The organism is Sediminibacterium sp., assembly GCF_051861365.1.
Lineage (GTDB): Bacteria > Bacteroidota > Bacteroidia > Chitinophagales > Chitinophagaceae > Sediminibacterium.
The window spans coordinates 24,240-50,224 of sequence record NZ_JBHYCW010000005.1 but is presented as its reverse complement, the minus strand read 5'-3'; the positions used below and the strand labels follow the sequence as shown (position 1 = coordinate 50,224).

21 protein-coding genes are annotated in these 25,985 nt (G+C 39.5%); 11 read left to right on the top strand and 10 right to left on the bottom strand.

Features of this window, described 5'->3' with window-relative positions:
- Positions 1-210 precede the first annotated feature (210 nt).
- A complete protein-coding gene (locus tag ACTIEV_RS03460) occupies positions 211-3,399 on the bottom strand; it encodes a WD40/YVTN/BNR-like repeat-containing protein (protein ID WP_322196407.1) in 3,189 nt (1,062 codons plus the stop codon).
- Positions 3,400-3,657: 258 nt separating this feature from the next.
- Here ACTIEV_RS03460 and ACTIEV_RS03455 point away from each other — a divergent pair, with 258 nt between their 5' ends.
- Positions 3,658-4,917 (top strand): DUF5690 family protein, encoded by a 1,260-nt coding sequence (locus ACTIEV_RS03455; RefSeq protein WP_322196406.1) that lies wholly within the window; start codon positions 3,658-3,660, stop codon positions 4,915-4,917.
- 202 nt (positions 4,918-5,119) lie between these two features.
- Here ACTIEV_RS03455 and ACTIEV_RS03450 read toward each other — a convergent pair whose 3' ends face one another.
- Positions 5,120-5,317 (bottom strand): hypothetical protein, encoded by a 198-nt coding sequence (locus ACTIEV_RS03450; RefSeq protein ID WP_250686998.1) that lies wholly within the window; start codon positions 5,315-5,317, stop codon positions 5,120-5,122.
- 277 nt (positions 5,318-5,594) lie between these two features.
- A complete protein-coding gene (gene msrB, locus ACTIEV_RS03445) occupies positions 5,595-6,155 on the bottom strand; it encodes a peptide-methionine (R)-S-oxide reductase MsrB (protein ID WP_322196405.1) in 561 nt (186 codons plus the stop codon).
- 179 nt (positions 6,156-6,334) lie between these two features.
- On the opposite strand from msrB, the gene ACTIEV_RS03440 reads away from it, so the two are divergent.
- The 3 genes from ACTIEV_RS03440 to ACTIEV_RS03430 all read left to right on the top strand — a co-directional run bounded on the left by ACTIEV_RS03440 (position 6,335) and on the right by ACTIEV_RS03430 (position 8,725).
- Entirely contained in the window at positions 6,335-6,913 is a 579-nt protein-coding gene (locus tag ACTIEV_RS03440; RefSeq protein WP_250686996.1) for an adenylate kinase, read from the top strand.
- Positions 6,914-7,097: 184 nt separating this feature from the next.
- Positions 7,098-7,802, top strand: coding sequence for a murein L,D-transpeptidase catalytic domain family protein (locus ACTIEV_RS03435; RefSeq protein WP_178886597.1), 705 nt, complete (start codon positions 7,098-7,100; stop codon positions 7,800-7,802).
- A gap of 71 nt (positions 7,803-7,873) precedes the next feature.
- Complete coding sequence (locus ACTIEV_RS03430; RefSeq protein ID WP_178886598.1) at positions 7,874-8,725, top strand: helix-turn-helix domain-containing protein; 852 nt, start codon at positions 7,874-7,876, stop codon at positions 8,723-8,725.
- Between the two features lie 83 nt (positions 8,726-8,808).
- Here ACTIEV_RS03430 and ACTIEV_RS03425 read toward each other — a convergent pair whose 3' ends face one another.
- The gene (locus ACTIEV_RS03425; RefSeq protein ID WP_322196404.1) at positions 8,809-11,271 is read right to left on the bottom strand and encodes a TonB-dependent receptor; all 2,463 of its coding nucleotides are present in this window, start codon (positions 11,269-11,271) and stop codon (positions 8,809-8,811) included.
- 179 nt (positions 11,272-11,450) lie between these two features.
- Here ACTIEV_RS03425 and ACTIEV_RS03420 point away from each other — a divergent pair, with 179 nt between their 5' ends.
- The gene (locus tag ACTIEV_RS03420) at positions 11,451-12,140 is read left to right on the top strand and encodes an alpha/beta fold hydrolase (RefSeq protein ID WP_322196403.1); all 690 of its coding nucleotides are present in this window, start codon (positions 11,451-11,453) and stop codon (positions 12,138-12,140) included.
- Here the strand turns inward: ACTIEV_RS03420 and ACTIEV_RS03415 are convergent.
- On the bottom strand, positions 12,134-14,506 hold the full coding sequence (locus ACTIEV_RS03415) for an ATP-binding protein (RefSeq protein ID WP_439516081.1): 2,373 nt from the start codon (positions 14,504-14,506) through the stop codon (positions 12,134-12,136). The genes ACTIEV_RS03420 and ACTIEV_RS03415 overlap by 7 nt on opposite strands.
- A gap of 2 nt (positions 14,507-14,508) precedes the next feature.
- Positions 14,509-14,709, bottom strand: coding sequence for a hypothetical protein (locus ACTIEV_RS03410; protein WP_439516080.1), 201 nt, complete (start codon positions 14,707-14,709; stop codon positions 14,509-14,511).
- A 46-nt stretch (positions 14,710-14,755) separates the two neighbouring features.
- On the opposite strand from ACTIEV_RS03410, the gene ACTIEV_RS03405 reads away from it, so the two are divergent.
- On the top strand, positions 14,756-15,439 hold the full coding sequence (locus ACTIEV_RS03405; protein ID WP_439516079.1) for a hemerythrin domain-containing protein: 684 nt from the start codon (positions 14,756-14,758) through the stop codon (positions 15,437-15,439).
- A gap of 81 nt (positions 15,440-15,520) precedes the next feature.
- Here ACTIEV_RS03405 and ACTIEV_RS03400 read toward each other — a convergent pair whose 3' ends face one another.
- The 4 genes from ACTIEV_RS03400 to uvrB all read right to left on the bottom strand — a co-directional run bounded on the left by ACTIEV_RS03400 (position 15,521) and on the right by uvrB (position 20,852).
- Complete coding sequence (locus ACTIEV_RS03400; protein ID WP_250686989.1) at positions 15,521-16,432, bottom strand: OmpA family protein; 912 nt, start codon at positions 16,430-16,432, stop codon at positions 15,521-15,523.
- Positions 16,433-16,524: 92 nt separating this feature from the next.
- Positions 16,525-18,165 carry an AMP-binding protein gene (locus ACTIEV_RS03395; protein WP_439516078.1) on the bottom strand — a complete coding sequence of 547 codons (1,641 nt, stop codon included), beginning with the start codon at positions 18,163-18,165 and terminating at the stop codon, positions 16,525-16,527.
- Positions 18,166-18,185: 20 nt separating this feature from the next.
- Positions 18,186-18,755, bottom strand: coding sequence for a 1-acyl-sn-glycerol-3-phosphate acyltransferase (locus tag ACTIEV_RS03390; protein ID WP_439516077.1), 570 nt, complete (start codon positions 18,753-18,755; stop codon positions 18,186-18,188).
- 57 nt (positions 18,756-18,812) lie between these two features.
- On the bottom strand, positions 18,813-20,852 hold the full coding sequence (gene uvrB / locus ACTIEV_RS03385; RefSeq protein ID WP_322196398.1) for an excinuclease ABC subunit UvrB: 2,040 nt from the start codon (positions 20,850-20,852) through the stop codon (positions 18,813-18,815).
- 141 nt (positions 20,853-20,993) lie between these two features.
- Between uvrB and ACTIEV_RS03380 the strand changes: the two genes are divergently transcribed.
- From ACTIEV_RS03380 to ACTIEV_RS03360, 5 genes are all read left to right on the top strand, one after another.
- On the top strand, positions 20,994-22,079 hold the full coding sequence (locus ACTIEV_RS03380) for a PAS domain-containing sensor histidine kinase (RefSeq protein ID WP_322196397.1): 1,086 nt from the start codon (positions 20,994-20,996) through the stop codon (positions 22,077-22,079).
- Between the two features lie 230 nt (positions 22,080-22,309).
- Positions 22,310-22,909: an energy transducer TonB gene (locus tag ACTIEV_RS03375; RefSeq protein ID WP_322196396.1), complete on the top strand. Its 600-nt coding sequence runs from the start codon at positions 22,310-22,312 to the stop codon at positions 22,907-22,909.
- 164 nt (positions 22,910-23,073) lie between these two features.
- Positions 23,074-24,204, top strand: a complete 1,131-nt coding sequence (locus ACTIEV_RS03370; RefSeq protein ID WP_322196395.1) for a hypothetical protein — start codon at positions 23,074-23,076, stop codon at positions 24,202-24,204.
- Between the two features lie 141 nt (positions 24,205-24,345).
- Positions 24,346-24,684 carry a YciI family protein gene (locus ACTIEV_RS03365; RefSeq protein ID WP_322196394.1) on the top strand — a complete coding sequence of 113 codons (339 nt, stop codon included), beginning with the start codon at positions 24,346-24,348 and terminating at the stop codon, positions 24,682-24,684.
- The gene (locus ACTIEV_RS03360; RefSeq protein WP_322196393.1) at positions 24,684-25,949 is read left to right on the top strand and encodes an RNA polymerase sigma factor; all 1,266 of its coding nucleotides are present in this window, start codon (positions 24,684-24,686) and stop codon (positions 25,947-25,949) included. Before ACTIEV_RS03365 ends, ACTIEV_RS03360 begins: the two co-directional genes overlap by 1 nt.
- Positions 25,950-25,985 lie beyond the last annotated feature (36 nt).

Here is a 25,985-nt window from a genome sequence, read left to right as displayed (position 1 = left end):
AAATTTTTATACGCGATTTTGTATGAATCTGTTTTTGAGCTTAATTCCTTACGAAGAAATCTCTTTCAACATAATCGCTTTCTGATAAACATACGATTTTTTTTATATGGCTTTAAGATGATTTCTATGAATTAGGCGAATTTTTTCAAGACTTTAAATTAAAAGGGACCACCAATGGTGGTCCCTTTTATGCTCTTTAAAAAATATTTCCTACTCTATCGCCTTATAATCCTTAAACAACTTCAACTCAATCTTATCCGCCACTGCTCTAAATGCTTTCCACTTGGTATCAAACAAGGTATTAGCACGGTTGATGACTTCTGAAATTTGATCTTCTGCTGTTTTCATCAATCTTTCTTCTTGCTCTCCCGGTACCATTGTTTTACCGGTGATATTGGAGCGCGCTTCATTGAGATAGCCGTTAATGGTTACCTGCGGTATATTACCATAACCTTGTTTGGTTTGTGGTTTACCATTCAGCATTTCACGAATGGCTTGTATTTCTTCACGAATAGGCTTCATGGTTTTGCGAATGGTATCTGCTTGTTTCGCATCGATATCGCGCAAAGCTGTTTCTACTTTATTCATGATTCCTTCTGCATCACTGAAACGCTCATTCAACGTACCCAGTCTGATCGAACTCTTATTCAAACGATCCGTCGCTTTACGCAATGCATCACGCACTGCTTTTGGCGTTGGTGCATATGGATCATCATTCACAACAATTGTGGTACTATCACTGATATTTCTTCCAAGGTTCATTACTACTTTATAGGTACCCGGATCAACAGGTAATCCTGCCGGTTCTGCAGTAGCTCCACCACCACCACCAAAACGTCCGCCACCGCCGCCTCTTCCGCCAAAACCTCCACCACCGGGTATTCTCACACCTCTTCCTTCCATTCCCCAGTAGTAACGGTTCAATCCGGTATCTGCTTTAGCAGTAAGTGTTCTTATGAGTACATTGTTTGCATCATAAATGTGCATGGTTACGGTATCACTCAATTTGTTTCGTCCGGTATCGGCTGCTGTTTTATTTACAAAGAAACTGATCGGTGCTCCTGATCTTCTGTTCTCTCCTTCATAAGTACCCCATACACTATATTCAATACCCGATGCATTTTTACGCTTGGCCTGATAACCATCAGGTAATGCAAAAGCAGTCAGTTTATTGCTGAACACTTGTCCTTTATTCGCAGCCAATTTGCGAAGCGGACGAATATCATCCAGTATCCACAGTGCACGTCCAAAAGTTGCGATCACCAGATCCGCTTCTCTTTCTTGAATCACCATATCATACGTAGATACAGAAGGATATCCATTTTTGAATTGCTGGAAGTTGGTTCCATAATCCAAACTGATGAACAAACCTTGCTCTGTTCCAAGAAAGATCAAATTTGGTTCTGTTGGGTCTTGTACTACACACAAAGTATATCCGGTTACTTTTTTCTCATCTACCAAATTCGTCCAGGTTTTACCATAATCGGTTGTACGGAATAAATAGGGTTTGTTGTTACCACGACGATAATCATTCACTACTACATATGCTTCACCACCATTATGTCTAGATGCACGGATCTGTGGAACCCAAGCGCCCGTTGGCATGCCTGGGATTTTACCGCGGAAATTTGTCCAGGTTTTACCACCATCTCTCGTGAGTTGAACATTGCCATCATCGGTTCCTACCCAAATCACTCCTTTTTCTTTTGCAGAGGGTTCGATAGCAATAATGGTACAATGGTTTTCTGCACCCGTAATATCTACCGATAAACCACCATTATTACTTTGATCAATTTTTGCACTATCATTGGTCGTGAGATCACCAGAGATCTGTGTCCAAGAAGCACCTTTATCGGTACTCATATTCACTAGCTGACTTCCATAATAGATGGTCTTCTTATCAAATGGATCTTGCGCGATCGCAGCATTCCAGTTGAATCGCTGACGAACACCATTTGCAGTTGTTGGCGGACGAATACTCCATCTTTCTCCGGTAGTAATATTATAACGTCCTACATTTCCTCCCTGACTCATACTGTATACCCAATTTTCATCTTCCGGATCAGGCATTACATCAAAACCATCACCACCACCTACTGCTTCCCAGAATGCATTGCGGATACCGCTTTGTCTCCATACATAAGCCGGGCCATGCCAGCTACCGTTATCCTGCAAACCACCCATGACATTGTAAGGAATTTTGTTGTCTACATTGATATGATAGAATTGTCCGAGTGGTAATTTCTCATCAAACTGCCAGTTCTTTCCGCGATCACGCGTAATGGCGATACCACCATCATTACCATCAATGATAAAGTTGCCATCTTTTGGATGGATCCAGAAAGCGTGGTGATCAGGATGAATACCTGCATAAGGGATCACGGTTTTGAAGGTTTTACCTGCATCTTCACTTACAGTAATGATCTGATTGATATTGTACAATCTGTTTTCATTGGTAGGATCCACCGCGATATCCTGAAAATAAAACGCACGATTGGTCACTACTGCTGCATCGCTGTTCACCAGTTCCCAGTTATTACCTCCATCATCACTTTTATACAATCCATTTTTAGTAGCTTCTACCAATGCATATACACGCTTTGGATCATTGCGTGCAATGGTGATACCGATACGACCATAATCACCATCAGGCAAACCATTGGACTTGTCTAGTTTGGTCCAGTTTTTACCGCCATCATAGGTTACATAAAAACCACTGCCTTTACCACCGCCCTGTAAACTCCAGGGAGTACGCTGGTGCTGATACATGTTCACAAACAATTTATTCGGATTGGCCGGATCCATCGCCATATCACCTACACCCGAAATATCATTCGTGTACAAAATTTTATTCCAGGTAAAACCACCATCGGTTGTTTTGTACACACCACGCTCAGGATGTGCGGCGAAAGGATTGCCGATCACTCCAACATACACTACATCCGGATTATTTGGATCGATAATGATGCGGTGGATATTACTGGTTTTTTCCAGTCCCATCATTTTCCAGGTCTTACCACCGTCAATGCTTTTGTAGATACCGCCGCCTAAACTAATAGAGTTACGCGGATTACCCTCACCGGTTCCTGCCCATACCACACTTGGATTACTTTGTGTGATAGCTACAGCACCAATATTTAAAATGGATTGATCATCAAAGATCGACTCCCAGCTGGCGCCACCATTTTCAGTTTTCCATACACCACCACTCGCTGTTCCGAGGTAAATGATGTTGGGATTGGTCCACACTGCATCGATAGCAGTTACGCGTCCACTCATACCGGCCGGACCGATATTGCGTGGTTTCATGTTTTTAAAGTGTTTTGAAAGATCTGCCTGTTGGGCAAAAGAAAGAATTGCAGTGCCTAATAGCATTGCAGCAAACAGTAGTTTTCTCATTCCATTGGTTTTTGGGATCGGGAATTTCTGCAATTAATGGGGGATTGCCAAATTAGATGGATAATTGGGTGAGGAAAGAGGCTACAAGCGGCAAGCTGCAGGCGGCAAGAAATTTTGATACTAATAAAACTCAGTGTCCTCTGTGCCGCACTCTGTGTAACTCCGTGGTAAAAAACCACAGCGTTACACAGAGGTTTGCGCGGAGTTACACAGGGGGTTCTTTGGAGTTTACCTATATTTATTGCAAACAACCAACACTTGAATACAAAATCAGTTTTCAGAGGCTCTCCCATACAAGTAGGTATCTATGCTGCAGTAGCCGCTTTTCTTACGTACACCATGATCTTCGGTTTCCGCAAATCATTCACTGTTTGCACATTTGATGGAATGACCGTTGGTACGCTGAGTTATAAAACCGTATTGGTGCTGAGTCAAATGATGGGTTATCTGATGGCTAAGTTTTATGGTATCAAATTCATTTCCGAATTAAAACGTTTTGGCAGAAATAAGATCATTCTCTTATTGGTAGGCATTGCATGGATGGCATGGCTTTGTTTTGCACTGATACCCGCTCCTTATAATATCATCTTTCTCTTCATCAATGGTTTTCCATTGGGCATGTTATGGGGTGTCGTCTTTTCATATGTAGAAGGCAGAAGAAGTACTGATTTTATTGGAGCTGCATTGGCGGTGAGTTTTATCTTTTCGTCAGGTTTCGTGAAATCGGTGGGAGGATGGTTGATGCAATTAGGAGTTACTGAATTCTGGGTGCCGTTTTGCACAGGATTGGTTTTTGCATTACCGCTGTTATTATTTATTTATTTGATGGAACGCATTCCAGCGCCAGATGCCGAAGATGAAGCGGCAAGAATGAACCGAACACCCATGAGTGCTGAACAACGCAAAGCATTTGTTCGCTCTTTCTTACCGGGTATTATTGCTTGTATTTTTATTTATGGTTTTGCCACCATCTTCCGCGATATCAGAGATAATTTCAGTGCAGACATGTGGAAGGAAATGGGCTATTTGAATCAACCGGCTATTTTTTCAAAAACAGAAACACCCATCACGCTCGTGATTCTTGTACTCATTGGCAGTATGGTCATCATCAAAAACAGTTTTAAAGCATTGATGATTGCACATCTATTTATTGCCATTGGATTTATCATTGCAGGTGTAAGCACTTATTTATTCACTCAAGGAATGGTGGCGCCTATTTGGTGGATGACATTGGTGGGATTGGGTTTGTACATGGTATACATTCCTTTCAACTCTGTATTCTTTGAAAGAATGATCGCAGCTTTTCGCTTCACAGGCAATGTGGGTTTTCTGATCTATCTCGCTGATTCATTTGGGTACCTAGGCAGCGTGAGTGTATTGTTGAGTAAAGAAATTTTCAAGGTACAATTGAATTGGGTTCAATTCTTTTCTAATAGTGTGATGATATTATCTGTGGTGGGAGTTGCAATTACTGTGTATGCGGCTTGGTATTTTTATCAGAAGAAAAAGACTATTTGACTTTTTGCGGAGGATGGAACGCAGATTTTTATGATAATCATGCTTTGCGCAGATGAGTTACAAAAAATCATGACGTATCATGACAATCATGTCCAAAGGACTCTGGCGGAGAAAATCCGTGTTCAATTTCATTAATGTTGCCAACAATAGCTTCTTCCAGATTGCGCATTTCTGCTACACCTGGTTCCTTTTTTTGTTTTTGCTATACATTGACCAGATGATTTTTCAATGACAGGTTTCTTTTCCGCAACAGGTTTTCTTTTAACAGTACACACACCGCAGCTTCCTCCTGATGTACAATATTTACAACTCGAACAGCTACTACAAGCTCTACATGTACTACTTCCGGTACATTTACCAGAAGCCGTAATACAACATGGGTCTTTTTTAGCAGATACATTGAAGAGGAAAAATAAAACGTAGATAAATATCAATCCTCCTTTTTTCATATAGAAAACATTCTACATGAATATAGAAAATGGATTTCGGATGTGCAAGTTTTGAATCCAATAATACATGAATTGAAATGGGACGCAGATTTTTATGATTGATTATGATCTAGGCAGATAAAATATCATCATAACCCATCATAAAAATCCGCGTCCCATCCTTCGCATAAAAAATGGTTCATAACAAACAGTCAATACCATTTGCCATGAACCATCAGCCATGGGCTACTAACCCTTCTTCCCTTCCTCGTATTTCTTCTTCGCCGCTTCTGCTTTTTCAAAATCGAGGATCACGCCATTAATACAATAACGCAAACCGGTTGGGGGCGGACCATCTTCAAATACATGCCCTAAATGACTTTTACATCTTCCACATTGTACTTCTGTTCTTACCATGCCATGTGTGTTATCCGGCAGATAGATAATCGCACTCTTGCTAATAGGCTCATAAAAACTTGGCCATCCGCAACCGCTATCAAATTTGGTATCACTTTTAAACAAAGCATTACCACAAGCCGCACAATAATACGTTCCTATTTCCTTGAAGTTCTCAAACTTGCTCGTCCATGCACGCTCAGTTCCTTTTTGTCGCGCGATATAATACACATCAGGTGAAAGAATTTTCTTCCACTCCTCTTCTTTCAGATTCACTTTTGATTTGTCGGTTCTCGAATACACCGGATTGTTCTTTTCTGTACTATCCATTTTTACCTCTTTCTGTTTTGTTTGTTGTGAATAACAGCCCTGCACTATTAAAGTTGCGAGGAGCAGCATCTTAAAGCCCTTCATATGCCCATACTTTTGATACATTAAAATTACGTTTATCGTGGGTGAATAGTTTACTCTTAAACTGACGAACAGTTGTTTTTTACCTTACAATTTGCAGTTATTCAAGGTTTTAATGTCTTGTTAAATGTTTTTTAAACGATGAGGCTTATATTTGTTCTTCACGTAAGGTTAGTTAGTACATGTTTAATATTATTCTGTTTGGACCTCCGGGCAGTGGAAAGGGAACACAAAGCGAAAAACTGATCGCTGCTTACGGACTGAAGCATTTATCTACCGGTGATTTATTAAGAAGTGAAATTGCAGCCCAAACACCATTGGGACTGGAAGCCAAGTCTATTATGGACAAAGGTCAGCTGGTACCCGATGAAGTGGTGGTAGGTATGATTAGCTCTGCGCTGGATCAAAACCCTCAAGCCAAAGGATTCTTATTCGATGGTTTCCCCAGAACCGAAGCCCAAAGTATTGCGCTGGATAAGCTGTTGAAGCTGAAAAATACCGAGATTGGAGTGGTGCTGGCATTGGATGTAAGCGAGGAAGAACTGGTAAGTCGTTTATTGAATCGTGGTAAAACCAGCGGTAGAAGCGATGATACCAATGAGTCTGTGATTCGTGCCCGTATTGCAGAATACAAGGCCAAAACTACTGTGGTAGCTAACTATTACAGCACTTTTGACAAAGTAGTGCATATCAAAGGAGAAGGTTCTGTTGACGAAATTTTTGAATCACTACGCAGCGAGATCGACAAAAGAATGTCTTAATCTAATTATATATAAGAGTTTAACAACCAATAACCAACTGCACCCGCTCTGTTTTTTGAGCGGGTTTTTTTATGCCTGATGGCTGTCAAGATGCTGTTAAAGCTGAACGATCACTACAACCCCTTTCATTTTACACCCTTAGTTTTGCCCTCCCCCGTGTTGAAGTGGCATGGAACAAATGTGTATGATCAGCAAAAAAATTCAACTCGTTCTATTCTGTCTGGTAATAGCTACCGGTTTTTCTTTCAAAGAGAAATCAACAGCTATTACAAACAAGCATATATCAACTTCGTATGTTAATGCAGCCACTGCCATCTATGAAAACCTGGATCTCGCGTCACTCGGACTTTCCAAAAAAGCCTATGAATGGGCATTAGCGGGTTATGAACGTTTAAAGTCGGGCGGACAAATTATGCAAGAGCATATTTTATCCGTAGTTGATTTTAGTCTGCCTTCTAATCAGAAAAGATTATTTGTGATTGATGTATTGAAAGGCGAATTGCTCTTTCATACCTATGTATCACATGGAAAAAATTCCGGTAAGTTGATGGCCAAAAAATTCTCGAATAAAGCCAGCAGTTTTCAGAGCAGTATTGGTTTCTATACTACCGGAGAGCCTTATCAGGGAAAACATGGCTTATCACTTCGTTTGATCGGGAAAGAAAAGGGCATTAATGATAAAGCATTGCAAAGGGGTATTGTAATTCATGGGGCGGATTATGCAGAAGAAGGCATTGCAGCCAGACAAGGTTATTTGGGAAGAAGCCTGGGGTGTCCCGCAGTACCTCAATCTATTCATCGCGAATTGATCGCTACCATTCAAAATGGAAGTTGTTTTTTTATCTATGCACCGATACTCGGCTACTCCAAACGGTCAAAATTCATTTAATCATTTGTTCCGACCGTACAACCTATTTTAACAGCTATTTGCCCTTATGAGCTGTCTATCTTTATTATAAGGTGCAACACGTAGAATTTTTTCATACCGACCATTTCGAACAGAACTACAGACGACAGAGGGCGGCTTCGTCTATTTCGTATTTCATCGACTTTTTCTGGGAAACAGATTTTGATCACCTGTGGGACTTGTATCCCAAGGGTTTTTCAGATGCCCTATTCCCAAATACCGGCTACACCTATCTGATCAATTTGGGTACTCCTTTTGTAATGCAGGTAGGAGAAAAGCGTTTTGACATGAAGACCGATGGTTTTCTTCCCAGACATCGCGCCATTGAATGCTTCCATCAAAAGGGAAATAAACTCTTTGGTATCAAGTTCAAAATATCACCTGTGATTTTTGAGAAGAAAATCAACTTCTCAGAATACCGAGAATATATTTTCCCCTTAAGTTATTTGATGGACTCTGGTATGTTGAGTAAAATAAAAATCTGTTCTTCATTTGATGAGCGGGTTTCTATTCTCACTGATTATTTTGAAAAGATCATTGATCAATATTCCGGCTCTTTAAAGCCTATTGAAATTGTTTCGAAAATATTGGCACATTGTGAAACCAAGAGAGATTTTATAACACCGGTTGAAGATTTTGCCAAACAATACAATATCTCTTCCCGAACATTACAGCGCTACTTTGAAACAGCTACCAGCATCAGTACCAAAACAGCTATTCAAATCATGCGCATCAGAAAAGCCACTGAACATCTGGCTATTGATCCGGACACGTTTAACAGTGCAGACTATGGCTACTATGATCACAGCCATTTCTACAAACACCTCAAAAGTTTCCTCCAAAAAAATACACTTAAAAAATTACAGCCTCATTTGAAGTTGTTGGAGAAGTTGCATGGGAGATAGTTAATAGCTAATGGTCCATAGTCCATAGCAGAACCCATATTCTTCTTGCTATGGACTATGGACTATCGACTATGTACAAACCCCTAGTTCCCCGCCCTACTTCTTTCTTCTTCCGACGCCGTTGTTCTTCTGCGGGCGGCTTGTACGGTGTTTTTACCGAAGCGATAAGTGAAAGTTAAGTTGGCTACTCGTGTTTCACGATACGCTCTCCATATTTCGATATAGTTATTATAAGTGATGGTTGCACGTGGTAGATTGGTCCAGAAAATATCTGTTACATTGAAACGGATAGTTCCTTTTTTATTCAAAATAGATTTCTGTACACCCAATGCCAAACCCCATTGCGGGCGCGCTACCATGAAACCGTATTGTCCACCGGAATTATAATTCACATTCAATTCACTGAGCCATCCGTTACCCATCGTGAAACTGTTATTGGTTCTGACATCAAAAGCAGGTTTACCATTGTTCAATGTGGTACTGCCCAATTTTCCATTGAAGTGATTATAAAATACATTTCCATTATTCACCATATTCCACCAGCTGTTGATACGGAAAGGAGCAGACACAGTCAGTCCATAATAATCCTGTGAGCTCAGATTGATAGGTATCTGCACAGTGACATTATCATTGGATGGTAAATTAGGGAATACATCCTTGAATCGTGCAATAGCAATATTTTGATTTTGTTTGGTATGACTATAACCAAATGTGAAGTTGATATTCTTCATCGTATAACTTAACTCATAAGACCAGGTCAATTGTGGAAGCAATCCGGGTCTGCCGGTGGAATAGGTCGTTACATCAATCAAAAACAAGAATGGATTGAGTTGCCCGTAACCCGGACGATCAATTCTTCTACTCACAGATACACCAAGTGTTTGGTCTTCTTTCAATTTGTAATTGAAGAAGGCACTAGGGAATAATTGAAAATAAGAAGAATCAAATTTTTGATTACCCTTGATCTGGTGTGTATTGATTTTGGTATGTTCTCCTCGCAGACCCAGTTGAATATTAAACTTTTTAAACTCCTTACTAAAATTTACATACGCTGCGTTATTGTACTCGTTGTACTTAAAGCGGTTAGTTTTGTTCACATCATCTTGCGGAATACCGGTACTCATATCAAAGAACTTCGCATCATTATCTGCCGACACATAACTGGTTTTTGCACCTACTTCAAATCTACCTCCGTCTTTTAGTGGATTGGCATAATCGATTTTAGCTGTACGTAAAATCAATTTACCTTCCTGATCACCATCTAAAATATAATCCGGTTGTAAAGGTGTGCCGTTGAGAGTATAATATTTGGTAGCCACCCTTGAAAGTGAGGAAGAATTGTATTCGCCATAATCGATATCAGCTGTTAATTCTTTACCATTGGTATTGAATGAATGTTTGAAATTGATATTGGCAACGATATTCTGCGCATCATCATTATTATTGGCTAGTGTAGCAAAAGTGGATGCTTTATGTTTTTGTGCATCGATTACATCAGATGCATTGATCGTTTTTCTTGAAAAATTGTTGAAGTTCGCACTCACTACAGCTCCAATAATCGTTTTCTTTGATGGAAACAGATCGATACCAAATCGTGTATTGTGAAAATGAAAAGGTGCGGTGGTGTAATTATCCTTTAAGTCACCTCCGCTGTATACTTTGTTATCATCGAAGAAATTTCTATCCAAAATCAAATGATTCAGGTTTTTTCGATATCCATAGGTATAGTTACCGAATAGGTTGATTTTTTTATTGCGGTGATTGAATGTAAGTCCTGCATTGGATTTAGGATATACCCCTTGTCCATAACCAAGCGTCATTGTACCATTGGTTCCTAAACGTTGGTCTTTTTTCATTCTAATATCAATGATCCCTGAATTTCCGGCGGCATCATATTTGGCAGAGGGATTAGTAATGATGTCAATTCGTTCAATCGTATTGGCAGGTAGACCTCTGAGATAGTTGGCCAAATCAGCACCAGACATAGGTGTTGGTTTACCATCAATCATAATGATCACACCTTGTCTGCCTCTTAATCCAATCACATCATTTTGATCCACCGTTACTCCGGGTGAGCGCTCTAGCACTTCTAAAGCAGAACTTCCGGCACTCACAATACTGTTCTCTACATTGACTACAATGCGGTCGGTAAGTTTTTGAATAAAGGGTTTACGACTGGTAACGGTTACTTCGCTGGTACTGCTGATAGCCGTTTGTAAGGTAACGGTGCCAATATTTACTTCGTTGGCTGATTCGTCAATTGCAATTGGTGCCGAATACAAGGTGGTATAACCTACCATTGAAATACGGATGCGATAATTACCTGTAACTAAATTTTCGAAAATGATGGTTCCTGTTTTATCGCTAATTGCTGCTTTTAACAATGAGGAGTCTTTCAGACGCAATAACTCAGCGGTTGCATTCTCCAAGAACTGTTGTTGTTCATTGCGAATACTGATACTGATTTTCCCATTTTTAGATGACTGAGCTATGGATGAGATACTTATGAAGACCAAGCCCATTAAAAACAGATACAATTTTCTCATCGTTTTCTTTTTTAGCAGTCAAATATGAAATTGTTCGTAGAAACGACCCTCGGTTTTCGTTTGAACAGTCAAAGAAGAACAATGAGTGGAACCTCGTTAAAAAAGCGCCGTCTGATTTTTACATTAATTATATAAGGTCTTTATAGATCCTCGCTCAAGATCCCTTTTTATATTTGTTAATGCAACCTTTACTACTGTTACACGGTGCCATTGGATCAATGGATCAACTGATTCCTCTTAGAGAGGAACTTCGTTCGGAATTCGATGTTTACAGTTTCAATTTCCCGGGTCACGGTGGTGCAGGCCCTTTTGAATCCTTTTCGATAGATGCATTTGCCAAAGCAACCGCTGATTTCATAAAAACACATCAACTCAAAAATCTACCGGTATTTGGTTATAGCATGGGTGGTTATGTTGCGTTATACTTAGAGTCCATGTATCCAAATACTTTTCAAAAAGTGATTACACTGGGAACCAAATATGAATGGAGCGAAGAGATTGCCGCGAAAGAAATCAAAATGCTGCGACCGGATATTATCGAACAAAAACTACCTGCATTTGCGCAGCAATTAGCCCATAGACATGGCGCCACGGAATGGAAAAATGTGCTAGATAAAACCGCCGCCATGCTATTAGAATTGGGTAAACGACCATTACTTTCTTCTACCGTTTTACAAAAGATTACTTGTCCAACACTTGTTTTATTAGGTGAAAAAGACAATATGGTTTCACCAGAAGAAACACAAAATGCTGCAGCGGCTTTGGTTAATGGACAGTATGAACTTTTACCCAATACCGCCCACCCCATAGAACAAATAAGTGTAAGCACATTGTCAGCAAAAATCAAAGGTTTTTGCTTACGTCATTGATGATGAATCTTCACCAATAGTTTCAAGAACTCTTCAGGTTCAAAAGGCTTGGTAACAACGGCGTTGATTGAAAGATCACGCGCGCGCTCTTCTACTTCAGAAGGTAAGCTAGCAGTGAGTGCTATAATTGGGATATCAATACCCTTACCGCGAATGATCTTTACTGCTTCATATCCATCCATCACAGGCATGTGCATATCCATTAAGATCATTTGATGTTTCGTGGTATCCAACTTACGAATCGCTTCTTCGCCATTAACTGCCACATCAATGGTTGCTCCCCATTTTTCCAAAAATGTTTTTGCCACCAATACATTCAATTCATTGTCTTCGGCCATTAATAAAGAAACACCAGAAAGCGGACGTCCTTTTTCAATATCCTCCGGCACGGTTTCTCCTTGAGAAAAATTAAACGCTTGTGATATAGGGAATGTTTGCGTGAAAAAGAAAACTGATCCTTTACCCGGCTCACTTTTTAGTTGCAGTTGTGATCCTTGTAGTTCCAGTATTTTTTTGCAGATGGCAAGACCCAAGCCCGTGCCGCCAAAACTTCTGGAAGTAGATGTATCAGCTTGTGTAAAGCGATCAAAAATCAATTTCTGTTTTTCTGCCGCGATACCAATACCGGTATCCTCTACTTTGATGGTAAGCGTGATGTGTTGTTTTTGGATTTTCTCTTGCTGAATGATCAACCTTACATGACCTGATCTTGTAAACTTGATCGCATTTTGTAACAAATTTCCAATGACCTGACTAATACGAGTAGGGTCTGCAATAATACGATGATGAAAGGCCGGATCTTTTTCTAAGATCAATGCAATTCCTTTTTCATCGGCCAGTGTTTTCAATCCTGATAAAAGGTCGTGTGATACTTTTACCAAGTCCATATCAATGTATTCAAAATTGATCTTACCGGCTTCAATTTTATTATAATCAAGAATATCATTCACAATATTCAAAAGATTATTGGCAGAAAAGAGCAGCACATTTAATTGCTCTTTCTGATCTTCTCTTGGTTGATTGTCTAAGAGTATGTGTGAAAGTCCGATCACAGAATTCAGCGGTGTTCTGATTTCATGTGACATATTGGAGAGGAAGTCACTTTTAGCAATCAATCCTTGCTCAGCTTCTCTTCTGGCTTTATTCAATAAATATGAATAGCGATAAGAAAGAATCAATGATTGCAAAAAGAAGAATGATAGATATCCAACAAACAAAAGCTCTTTTTGTGGTGCTACAAAACCGAAATACTGTAAGTTGATGATGATAAAAATGATCATCACTACACCAGTGCTTAGTAGCGCATATCCGGCCCCCAATCTTTTTCTTTTATAAGCAATTATATATACATAGAATGCATGCGCAATCACAAAAAACATCACCACCAGAAATGGATTGATCAATTGTGTGAAAACGGCAGGAGGAAAAATGAGGGTGATCAATGATAAAATGATACAGGCCCACATTTCAATGGCTGTAATAATCTTATTGGAATCCTCCGGATATAGATTTTGTGTGTAACGTGTAAAAAAGATAACACTGACAAATAAAGACAGGTATTCCAAGTGTATGGTAAGCGCCCAGGGAAGATCCGGAAAAACAGTATGTAAAGAATATTGAGATGTGCCAATGATCCGATAACTATAAGTAATACAGAAAAGCGCAAAATAAAGAATGGTTGAATCGTATCTACCGAAGAAGTATAAACCAAAAAAGAAGAGCCCGCACATGATGATACTTCCGGTAAGAATAAAGTTGAAAGCATTGTCTCTATTTCTTTTACTGAACAACTTTTCTTTGTTGCCTATAGTAATCGATTTATATGGCCCCCCTTTTGAGTGCAAGAAATTAGCTACCTGTAAAATCAGTCGAACCGTATCTTTTTTTATAAATAACTCTCTCGTAAACTGTTGCCATTTAGGTTGGGTTGTTTCAGCAGAAACACCCGGTACACCCGATTGTACAAAAACCTTATCATCTACAAACAGTTTATAGCTGGTATAAGTATCGGGAATATCAAGTGCTAAATTGGATGCATTCTTGGGCAATAAAATGGTAAGCATATAAGAAGCATACCCTTTTGCCGTAATTTTTTTTCCGCCAATGATCATGTTGTCCCAACGTTTGGGAAAACTGATCATTCCGGTCATCTTGTCGGCGGTTTCACCGGGTTCACATAGTTTCTCCCAACAAAGTCCCCATTCACCATCCAATGGAACAGATTGTTTGGATAAATCGATAGTACGAAGATCGATGACACCATGTTTAGCGACCGGTAATTGTGCAAATGAAGAAAATGAAAAAAGAAAGCAACAGAAAATAATCACGGAAATAAGTATACCTGTTCTGTTGAATATTGAATACATGCTTATCTGCTTGCTTGATAAAATTCGCTGCAGGGGGTATCAGCGCTTCCGTTTCTTAAATGTATTAATTCTTCTGCGAAAATTTCTATTTTAATCTGTTTCAATAATAAAAAAATCAATCCGTGCTTTCTTATAAAAATACTGCCGCCATCATTGTTTTTAAGCCGCTCATCCGCAACCACATTTTTATGTGATTCAGACAACTCTTGTGTTGTAGCAGTTTTGTACAAATAAACTAAAAACAATCACATGAATCATTTAACACGTTATAACCCTTTTCATCAGATACATCAGGGTTTAAGAGCCATGTTGTACCACTGCTCTTTACAGGTACAGCATACCAATTTTTCCGACGAAGAGCAAGCGTCTACAACTATTGCACAACTTAAAGAGCTGATTTGGCTCTTCGATGGACATGCACACACCGAAGACACAAAAGTGTTTTCATTACTCGCAGATAAAGCACCTGAAGTCATTGCAGATTTTGAGCAACAGCATGATAAAGACCATATGCTGGCTGCTCATTTACAGGGCTGTATTGAACAGTATGAAGTAGCGGTGAAACCTTCTGATAAAGTTTTTGCAGGCAGACAAATACAGTTCTCTCTTGCGGAGTTTACTGCATTCAATTTGTCGCACATGAATATGGAAGAAGTAATCATTAAAGAATTGATTTGGCAACATTATACAGATGTGCAGTTGCATGAGTTAACCATGGAGATTGTTGGCTCTCTTCCACCCGATAAAAATGCACGATACAGCTACTGGATGTTAAAAGGATTATCGATCCAAGAAATTGCAGAATGGTTTCGTGCCATTCAGGCTACAGCGCCGTCTTTTGTAATGGACCAAATGATGGAATTAGCTGCAGCTGCATTGGATTGTGCCGATTTTAATGAAGTTCAAAAATCTTTGGCACTGGAAATGGCTTAATGATTTTCTTATTGCAAACAGAAAACCCCGCAATGCGGGGTTTTTCTTTAGGCGTATATGGTTGGGTTAGTAAGCGCTTTATTATTGTGGTTTTGTCTCCAATAATTTGAAGAACTGATCCAACATCGGCTGAATAACAATACGTGTTCTACGATTAGCTGCACGTCCTTCAGATGTACTATTATCTTTCAAAGGAATATACTGACTTCTTCCGGCTGCTGTCATACGCTTGGGATCAATTCCATAGGTTTCTTGTAGGATACGCACCACTGTTGTTGCTCTCCGTACACTCAAATCCCAGTTATCTTGAATTGCCGCCGTCTTAATAGGAAGCGAATCTGTATGTCCTTCTACAATAAACTCTATTTCAGGTTGGGCATTCAACACTTTGGCAACCTTACCAAGTACTTCTTTTGCTCTGTCTGTTACTTCATAACTCGCGCTTTTGAATAAAAGCTTATCAGAAATATCAACATATACCACTCCCTTATCTACTTTGATATTGATGTCTTCGTCATTCAAGTTACCAATGGCACCTTTCAGGTTCATCACCAATGCCATATTCAAAGAATCTTTGCGAGCAATAGACCCTTGCAGATCGCGGATATAAAGATCTTTCGCACCAATATTTTCAAGCGACTTCTTAATACTTTCAGCCTGTGCGCCCGTTACAACAGAAAGATCTTTTAGCTGATTCAATACTGTTGTATTATTCTGCTTCAGAAAATCGATCTGCTTGTTCAGGTCTGCAATTTGATCTTCCAATGCCTGCTTACGGGCATTCAGTTCATTGTTTTGTCCTTTTGATTTGGCCAGTTGATTTTCCAGGTCTTTAATCTGGTCTTGTAATTCCCGATATTTTCCCTGCATTTCCAGATAAGCCCCGCTCAGTTGTACATACTTGGCTTCTGATTCTTTGAATTTTTTACTACTCACACAGGAAAACAGCAGTACAGAAGAAGCTACTGCAACTATAAAACGATTGGTTCTCATGCATTTATGATTTGAAATGTGATCATTCGATAACTATAACGAAAGAACCATTACAATATTGTGCCAAAAATGAGAGAAAGAGCGGACCAACCCTATTCAAAAACAATCAATTGTTCCGAACGCAGCCAATCTGTATATGCATGACCGTATTGTTGATCAATATTTTTTCTTTTGATCTTAAGTGTCGGGGTTAATAAACCATTTTGAATACTCCATTCTTCTTTACAAACCACGAGTCTTGCCAATTGCTCATGGTGTTCTAGTTGTGCATTCAGGTTTCGCAATAAAATCTCTAGCTCTTGTTGTATATCATTTGCCGGAACCGTTTTTGCCTGTTCCGATAAAGTACACAAGACCAGTGCCGAAGGCATACCCGAGCCTACCACACAGACCTGTCCAACATAAGCATGGGCCCCTAATGTATTTTCCATCGGAGCCGGTGTAATGTATTTCCCCTTTCCTGTCTTGAACTGGTCTTTGATTCTTCCTGTGATGGTCAGATACCCTTGTTCATCAATGGATCCTTCATCTCCTGTTTTCAAAAATCCATCTTCGAAACATTGGGCCGACAATTCCGGTTCTTTATAATAGCCTAACATAGAGGCCGGACTCTTTACCTGCACTTCATTGTCTTTACCTAATCTCACTTCAACAGTTGCATAAGGTTGACCCACTGTTCCAAATTTGGCAGCATGTTTTTTATTCACGTGAGACAGTGCTACGTTCTCTGTCATACCATATGCTTCTTGGATAATGATTCCCAGTTTTGCATACCAATGTAATAATGCCGGATTGATCGGCGATGCTCCTGTGAAAATATGCTGTGCTCTTGCCAACCCTAATTTTTTGCGGATCATTTTTTTAATCAAGGTACTGATCAAAGGAATTTTTAATAAACGATCGAGTTTTGCTTGTGGCATTTTTTTCAGAACACCTTCCTGCATCTTTTCCCAGATACGGGGCACTGCCAGAAAAACAGTAGGCTGTGTATGTGCAAGATTAGCAGCAAAAGTATCCAGGGATTCTACAAAGTATACCGTACTGCCTGTGAAAACGGTTCCACATTCTACCAGCATTCTTTCTGCTACATGACAAAGCGGTAAATAAGAAAAGAAGATTTCTTTTTTGATCTCAGGAAAATTATCGAGGAAGGACTGTACTGCAAATGACATGGCATGATAAGTATGCATCACACCTTTTGATTGTCCGGTAGTTCCTGATGTATATACAATACAAGCCAAAGCATAAGGATCTATTTCAGGTACTCCTTGCAATGGTTCATGGCTTTTTACCAAATCATTCCAATTGATACAATCTGCATTCGGATAAAAAGGAAATGTGATCTGTAATAATGAATCAGGTACTCCCTGGCGAATGGCTTCCGGATTGTCCAGCTTTCCAATAAAGATGGCCTTGCTTTCGCTATGAATAATGATATCGCGCAAAGCATCTGCAGTAATATTGGGATACAAGGGCACAGATACACATCCTGCCATAGCAATGGCCAGATCGGCCATGATCCAGTGAGCGCAATTTTTACTAAGTATCGCTATTTTATCATCTTTGCCATATCCGAAAGAACGCAAAGCCGCAGCCATACTTCTGATTTGTACGCCTGCTTCTGCCCAAGTAAAATTTTGATATACACCCTTCACCGGTTCCGCTAAAAACAGCTTTGAGGGTGTTGCTTTTTCATACTCGCAAAATTTGTCAACAATATTGGGTTGGTTCATGTTTTGGGGGTTATCATGAATTAAGCAAATGATGATTCTTTCAGATGTGAAAGTCCTTGTTCCGGAATTTTTCCTTGAACAGGTGCATAGAAATCTATGATCTTTTTGAAGTCTGCTTCCTCGTTGTCTGTAGTAAGAAAAGGTTCTGAAAACCAGGTTTCTTTTTTCGTGAAATCCATGGCAGCCATCACAATGGGTACTTTCGCTTTTTTGGCAATATGATAAAAACCGGTTCTTAACCGATCTACTTTTTTTCTGGTTCCTTCTGGTGAAAGTGCCAATACAAATTCATCATGTTGTTCAAACAGCTCAGCCACTTGATCTACCATATGCTTATTATTGAATCGATCTACCGGATAGCCACCCATTCTGCGAAAGAAAAAACCAAATCTTCCCTGAAACAGTTCTGCTTTGCCTAAATATTTTACATGTGTGAGTCGGAGTACACTTCGAATGGCAAGACCCATTACAAAATCCCATGCACTGGTATGTGGCGCAACTATGACGATGCATTTTTTCAGATGGTAAGGGAAATTATCCCGCACTTTCCATCCCGTAATCCACAGGTAGATTTTCCAGAGTATTCTCATGGCAAGCAATTAATACAAGATAAGAGATAATTTGAAAGTGCAATAATTTGATCTGCCTTAGGCAGACAAATTTTCTAGTTTTTTCTTCAACGCAAACATTTCATCTCTCAATCTTGCAGCTTCAATAAAATCAAGATCGCGGGCAGCTTTTTCCATTTGCTTTTTGATGGCGTTGATGGCTTTCTCCAATTGCGGAATCGTTTTATATTCTACTTGTTCTTCTGCTGCTGTTTGTATGAGTGGTTCATCTTTTTGTAGTGCATATGGATTGGACGGATCATATCCTTTAATATCCAACACTGAAGTTTGTGCAAATACTTGTTCCTTACTTTTTGAAACCGTTTTAGGTGTAATACCGTGTTCAATATTATAAGCAATCTGCTTTTCTCTTCGTCTGCTGGTTTCGTCAATGGTTCTTTGCATGCTTTCTGTGATCCTATCCGCATAAAAAATCACCAATCCATCCACGTTTCTGGCTGCACGTCCTGCTGTTTGCGTCAATGATCTTTCATTACGCAAGAACCCTTCTTTATCGGCATCTAAAATGGCAACTAAAGAAACTTCCGGAAGATCCAACCCTTCTCTTAAAAGATTAACACCCACCAATACATCAATCACTCCTAATCGCAGATCACGCAAAATTTCAACACGCTCTAAGGTATCTACATCACTATGTATGTATTTGGATTTGATATTGATACGTCCCAGGTATTTATCCATCTCCTCAGCCATTCGCTTCGTAAGTGTGGTTACTAAAACCCGATCTCCTTTTTTTACTCGTTTATCAATTTCATCCAAGAGATCATCAATCTGATTCACACTGGGTCTGATCTCAATCGGTGGATCTAATAAACCTGTTGGTCTTACCACTTGCTCTACCACCACACCTCCTGTTTTTTCCAGTTCATAATCACCCGGTGTGGCACTTACAAAAACAGTTTGTCCGATCAGTGATTCAAATTCATGAAAGTTCAGCGGACGATTATCCATAGCGCTGGGTAAACGGAATCCATAATCTACCAGTACAAGTTTTCTGCTTCTGTCGCCACCGTACATACCTGCGACTTGAGGAATGGTTTGATGACTTTCATCAATCACACATAGAAAGTCTTTGGGGAAATAATCCAACAAACAGAAGGGACGGGTACCGGGTTTTCTTCGATCAAAAAAGCGGGAATAGTTTTCAATACCATTACAATATCCCAATTCGCGAATCATTTCCAGATCGAACTCTACTCTTTCCTTGATACGTTGTGCTTCAATAAATTTTCCGGTATTCTTAAAATATTCAACCTGTGCCATCATTTCATCCTGTATCTCATTCATCACCTGTTGTATCATGTCTTTAGGTGCGAGGTAAAGATTGGCCGGAAAGATGGCCGCATTTTCCATCAACCCAATTCTTTTGCTCGTAGCTGTTTCAATGCTTTCTATTTCTTCAATTTCATCGCCAAAAAAAGTAATCCGGTATCCAAAATCTACATAGGGTAGATTAATATCCACCGTATCTCCTTTCACACGAAACGTACCGCGCTTGAATTCTTCCTGACTTCTATTGTACAAGGCATTCACCAGTTGATGTAAAAAACCTTGTCGTGAAATGACCTGACCTTTATGAATTCGAATGATCCCGTTTTCATACTCGGTCGGGTTTCCCATACCGTAGATACAACTTACGCTGGCAACAACAATGATATCTCTTCTTCCGCTCAGCAATTGTGAAGTGGCCTGTAGGCGCAGCTTATCCAGTTCTTCATTGATGCTCAGGTCTTTTTCAATATAGGTATCGCTCACCGGCATATACGCTTCCGGCTGATAGTAATCATAGTAACTAACAAAATAGCCTACCGCATTTTCCGGAAAGAATTGTTTGAATTCACCATACAATTGTGCTACCAGTGTTTTATTATGTGTCAATACCAACGTGGGTCTTTGTACATGTTGAATCACGTTGGCCATGGTAAAGGTTTTACCACTACCTGTTACGCCTAATAAAGTCTGGTACTGTTCGCCATTCAGAATACCCTCTGTTAATTGTGCAATGGCAGAGGGCTGATCGCCTGCGGGGGAATAAGGTGAATTGAGATTGAATGGCATTTGATAACACTTAAGAAAAGAGGTTAAAGTTACAGGAGATAATATTTAAACAACAGAGAATTTTGTTGGGCTGTATCTCTATTTTATAAGTATTTGATACAGTATATTTACAAGAGAAGCGTTGCATCAATTGATTATTCCATGGAATTGAGTTCAAGACCTGATATCGATATCTCAGCTTACCATCTTGAAAATTTTTTCGAGCTCTCTGCAGATTTATTTTGCATTGCGAGCTATGATGGTTATTTCAAAAAAATAAACAGTTCTGTTATTAAAGTGTTGGGTTTTTCAGAAGAAGAATTAATGTCTCGGAAAATATCCACCTTTATTCATCCGGATGATCAGGATAAGACAGCGCAACACCGAAAAGAGTTACTCAACGGCTCCCCTCTGTATCATTTTGAAAACCGCTACATCACCAAAAGCGGTGATATTGTTTGGTTATACTGGACCTCCATGCCGGTTGCGGAAGAAGAGCTGGTTTATGCAATTGCAAAAAATATTACTCATAAAAAGAAAGAAGAAGAAGACAGAAATAAACTGATTTCTGAATTGTCTGCATTGAATGCAGATCTAAAGCGACTGTCTTATACAACATCCCACGACCTTCGTTCACCGGTCAATAATTTGTTGAATGTTTTTAACCTACTCAATAAAAGAAAAATTGAGGATGAACAGGTACAACAGTTTTTATCAATCCTTAAATCAGGCACAGAACAACTGAAAGCAACTTTGAATGATTATGTAGACGTGCTCACAGAAAATGACCGTTTAAATGCTGAAAAAGAATCTGTACTCTTTGAGGAAGTGTTGAAAAAAGTAACACATTCTATCAGTAGCCTGATTATTGATTCTCGTACCATTATTCAAACAGATTTTGAATCGCTTCCATCTGTTCTTTTCAAAAAAAGTTATTTGGAAAGTATTTTTCTTAACCTGATCACCAATTCCATCAAATATGCCATGCCCGGCAGAAACCCCCTCATTGATATACATAGCTGGGCAGAAGATGAAAAACAATACCTAAGTATTACCGATAATGGAAGTGGATTTGATATGGAGCTGGTAAAGGATAAAATATTTGGAAAACACCAGCGTTTTCACGACCATGCAGATAGCAAGGGAATTGGTCTGTACCTCGTTCACAATCACATTACCAGTATGGGCGGAACCATTCAGGTGAATAGTGAGATCGGAAAAGGTACCAGTTTTGTGATTTGTTTTTAAATCCATTTATTTTATTGATTGATATGTCAACTCGAAAACATTTTTTTCTTTTGTCCGGTCTCATTTGTTTGTTCCTGACAACAAGCGCTCAAAAATCAAATGAAGAATTCTTTGCTTTTAAAGAAGATTGGTCGCCCGCAAACAGTATCGATAGGGCTACCTATTTTATGTACAAGCTAAAAGAAAATGATACCACTTTTTCTTGCCGCTTCTACCATAAAAACGGCCCCATGATACGATGTGAAACTTATCGTGATAACGAACTGCAAATACCACATGGCCGTTTTGCATGGTATAATAACAGTGGTCATATAGACAGTACCGGACTGGTAAGTTTCGGTAAAAAAGATGGTTACTGGGAATACAAAAGACCGGATGGAACCACAATAAGCGTAGTGCATTTTAATAGTGGCAAAAGAATCTGGACAAGAAACTATGATACCAGAACCGTTTATTATACTGACGGAAGACCCGACGAGCCGATGGATGCATTGTTTTTCATGAAAAATAATTTTACCAGCGATAATAAACCTCCTGAATTCAAAGGTGGGGTACGAGGCTGGATCAACTACCTCGAAAAAAATCTGGAGACGCCGGGAAGATTCAGACAAATATTCGGCCCTGGTACAAAAGGAACCGTTGTAGTAAGTTTTAAGGTTGACACAATAGGAGCCGTTTCAGAGCTGAATATTGATAAATCGGTAGAGTGGTCGGTAGACATGGAAACACTTCGTGTTTTTAAAAGAAGCCCAAAATGGGAGCCCGCCATTCAAAATGGAAAAATTGTCAGCTATTATCATCGACAATCTATTACCCATGTAATTAATTAACTAAAAATCAAGGGGTTAGTAGATAGGTCAAAGATTTAATATTAAATAATTGTTACCATTTCGTAAATTCATTAAGCATAAATGCAGTGAATTTGACGAAAAAGGGGTACATATTATTCATAATCACAGTTTTATACATATCCACGGCCTTTTCACAGACCCGCGTGGAAGGCTCTTTGGTAGTCGTTGATTTTTACGGGGACAGCTTATCCTTTCCTGTTGACGCTTCCGTTCATGTCCCTTTTGAAGAACAACTTTCTAAAAAAAGCATCAGCAGTTTTTATGAGAACATGCTCAAAGGGCCTTATCAACCCATGATACAAACCTTGGTTCAGTACCGAGATGAGAAGAAGTTGGACGACTGGTTCTATTATCAACTCATCAGAACCACCGCCGAAAAGCTGAGTCCGAAAGCAGATAATTACCATCGTTATACTTTGTACAAATGGTTTTTATTGAATGAATCCGGCTATTCCTCCACTACACGTTTTAGAAATGATACTTTGTTATTGTATGTAAGAAGCGAAGAAGTGATTTATGATGTGCCATATTATATGGCAGGTGATCAACAATATGTTTGTTTAAATTATCACGACTACAACAGCAATGTAAATTTTGATGCCATCACTTTTACTACGCTTTCTTTGTCGGTGGGAGGCAACAATCGATTCTCTTATAAAGTAACCAGCTTGCCTGTCATTAAAAAGAACAATTACACGGTTAAGCAAATACAGTTCGACTATAAAAACAAAGACTATCGGTTTAATGTGGTATTGGATCAGCAGATGCAAAAAATATTTACCAATTATCCGGTAGTAGAATATGCTTCACAATTCGGTATTCCGTTAAGTCAGACCACCTATAATTCTTTGATTCCCGTACTGCGTGAAGCCGTGAAAGGAATGACACAACAACAGGGAGTAGACTATTTGATGCAATTCACACGCTCGGCTTTTTTGTTCCAAACAGATACAAAAGCATACGGTAAAGAAAAGAGGTTGTCTGCAGAACAAACCCTGTTTTACGATTACAGCGATTGTGAGGATCGCTCGGCATTCTTCTTTAATATTATTAAGGAGATCTACAACCTACCCATGATTGTCTTGTCGTATCCAACACATATTACTGTTGCTGTTCACTTTGATTTTGCCAATGGCACCCCCATTGTTTACAATGGAGAACAGTATTGGGTTTGCGAACCCACTCCACAAAAAAAGAACCTCAAGATCGGAGAGATTCTTCCTTCCTTGAAAAAGCAACCCTATGAAATAGTGTATGCTTATAAACCTTTTTGATTCCGCTTATCCTTCTTTCCAATAGCTTAACCCTTCTTTTTCTTTTAAGGCTGAAAAAAAATTTATCTTTTTTGTCTGATCGGGTCTACGCTGATCGTCTCTTAGTAGTAAACCGTTCATTTAATCTTTAAAACAATTTGTATGAGCAATTTTATGTTTCTATTTCGCGGTGGTTTAGACCCTTTTACTTCTTCTCCGGAAGAATTGCAGCAAAACATGGAAAAATGGATGGCTTGGGTTGGACAGCTCCAGGCCAATGGCATTTATGTTGCCGGTGAAGCGTTGATGCCCACGGGTAAAACCTTACACAAAGCCAATGTAGTAACAGATGGGCCGTTTATTGAAAGCAAAGAAATGGTTGGCGGCTTCTTCATTGTGAAAGCCGAATCCATCGATGCCGCCATTGAGATCGCAAAAGATTGTCCGGATCTTGCTATCGGTGGCTCTGTTGAAGTTCGTGACGTTGTTGTATTTGAGTAATGAAGCAGCTGGAACCAACAGAAGAATTCATCGACCATCTTTTCCGCCAGCAAGCGGGAAAGATGGTTGCTGTATTATCACATCTAGCCGGATTCAAACACTTACATCTGATTGAAGATGTTGTGCAGGAGTCTTTTATTAGTGCTTTTCAACAATGGAAACTCAAGGGAGTTCCTGAACAGCCGGAAGCATGGTTGATGAAAACAGCCAAAAACAAAGCCATTGATCTGCTCCGAAGAATCAACTACCATACCCGTTATGTACAGTCGCAACAGTCAAGGGATTATACAGAACAAGTAACGCAATTCTTTCACGAATATGAGATCAGCGACAGTGAGCTGCGAATGATCTTTGCCTGTTGTCATCCTTCATTGAAAACAGAAGATCAAATTGCGCTTACCTTAAAATTGGTTTTCTCTTTTTCCATCAATGAAATAGCCCGTGCACTGGTATTGACAGAAACGGTAGTACAAAAAAGAATGAATCGCGCGAAGTCTCTCTTGGCCAATCAATCTATTCCTTTGGAAATACCTGCGGGACAAGCATTACAAGACAGAATGGAATCTGTTCGTACGGTTCTATACCTATTATTTAATGAAGGTTATTGTTCCGGAAAAGCGGATGAAATGATTCGAAAAGATCTTTGTGTAGAAGCCATGCGCTGTGCTAAGATTATTGCAGAACATAAATCGGTTGCAGATCCCGCCAATCAAGCTCTACTAGCTTTGATGTGTTTACATGCTTCCCGTTTCGATAGCAGGTCTTCTAATGAACATGGAATCATTTTATTAGAAGAACAAAACAGAGATTTATGGGACCGAGAGTTGATGGGTATGGGTTTCTACTATCTCAATATGGCATCATCCGGTGAAATACTCACACGGTATCATTTAGAAGCGGCCATTGCTGCCGAACATTGCAAAGCTTCTAAATATGGTGATACCAACTGGCAACAATTGTTACAATGGTATGAACTACTGCTTCGTATCGATACATCTCCTGTTATCTTATTGAATCGTTCGCTGGTAATTCACGCAATGGGTGAAACCGAAAAAGCCATTCAAGCTATTTTAGCAATACCGGGAATAGACATGCTCATTCATCATGATCCACAATACAGCGCTGTGTTGGGTTATTTGTATATGAAGCACAGTGATACAATGAAAGCCAAAGATTATTTACAAAAAGCACTGGCTATAACAGATTCTAGGGCAGAGAAAGAACTGCTGCAAACGCGTATTGATCAATTATCTACCAAAAATTAAAGCCGCCTCTTTTCAGAAACGGCTTTGTTCTCATTC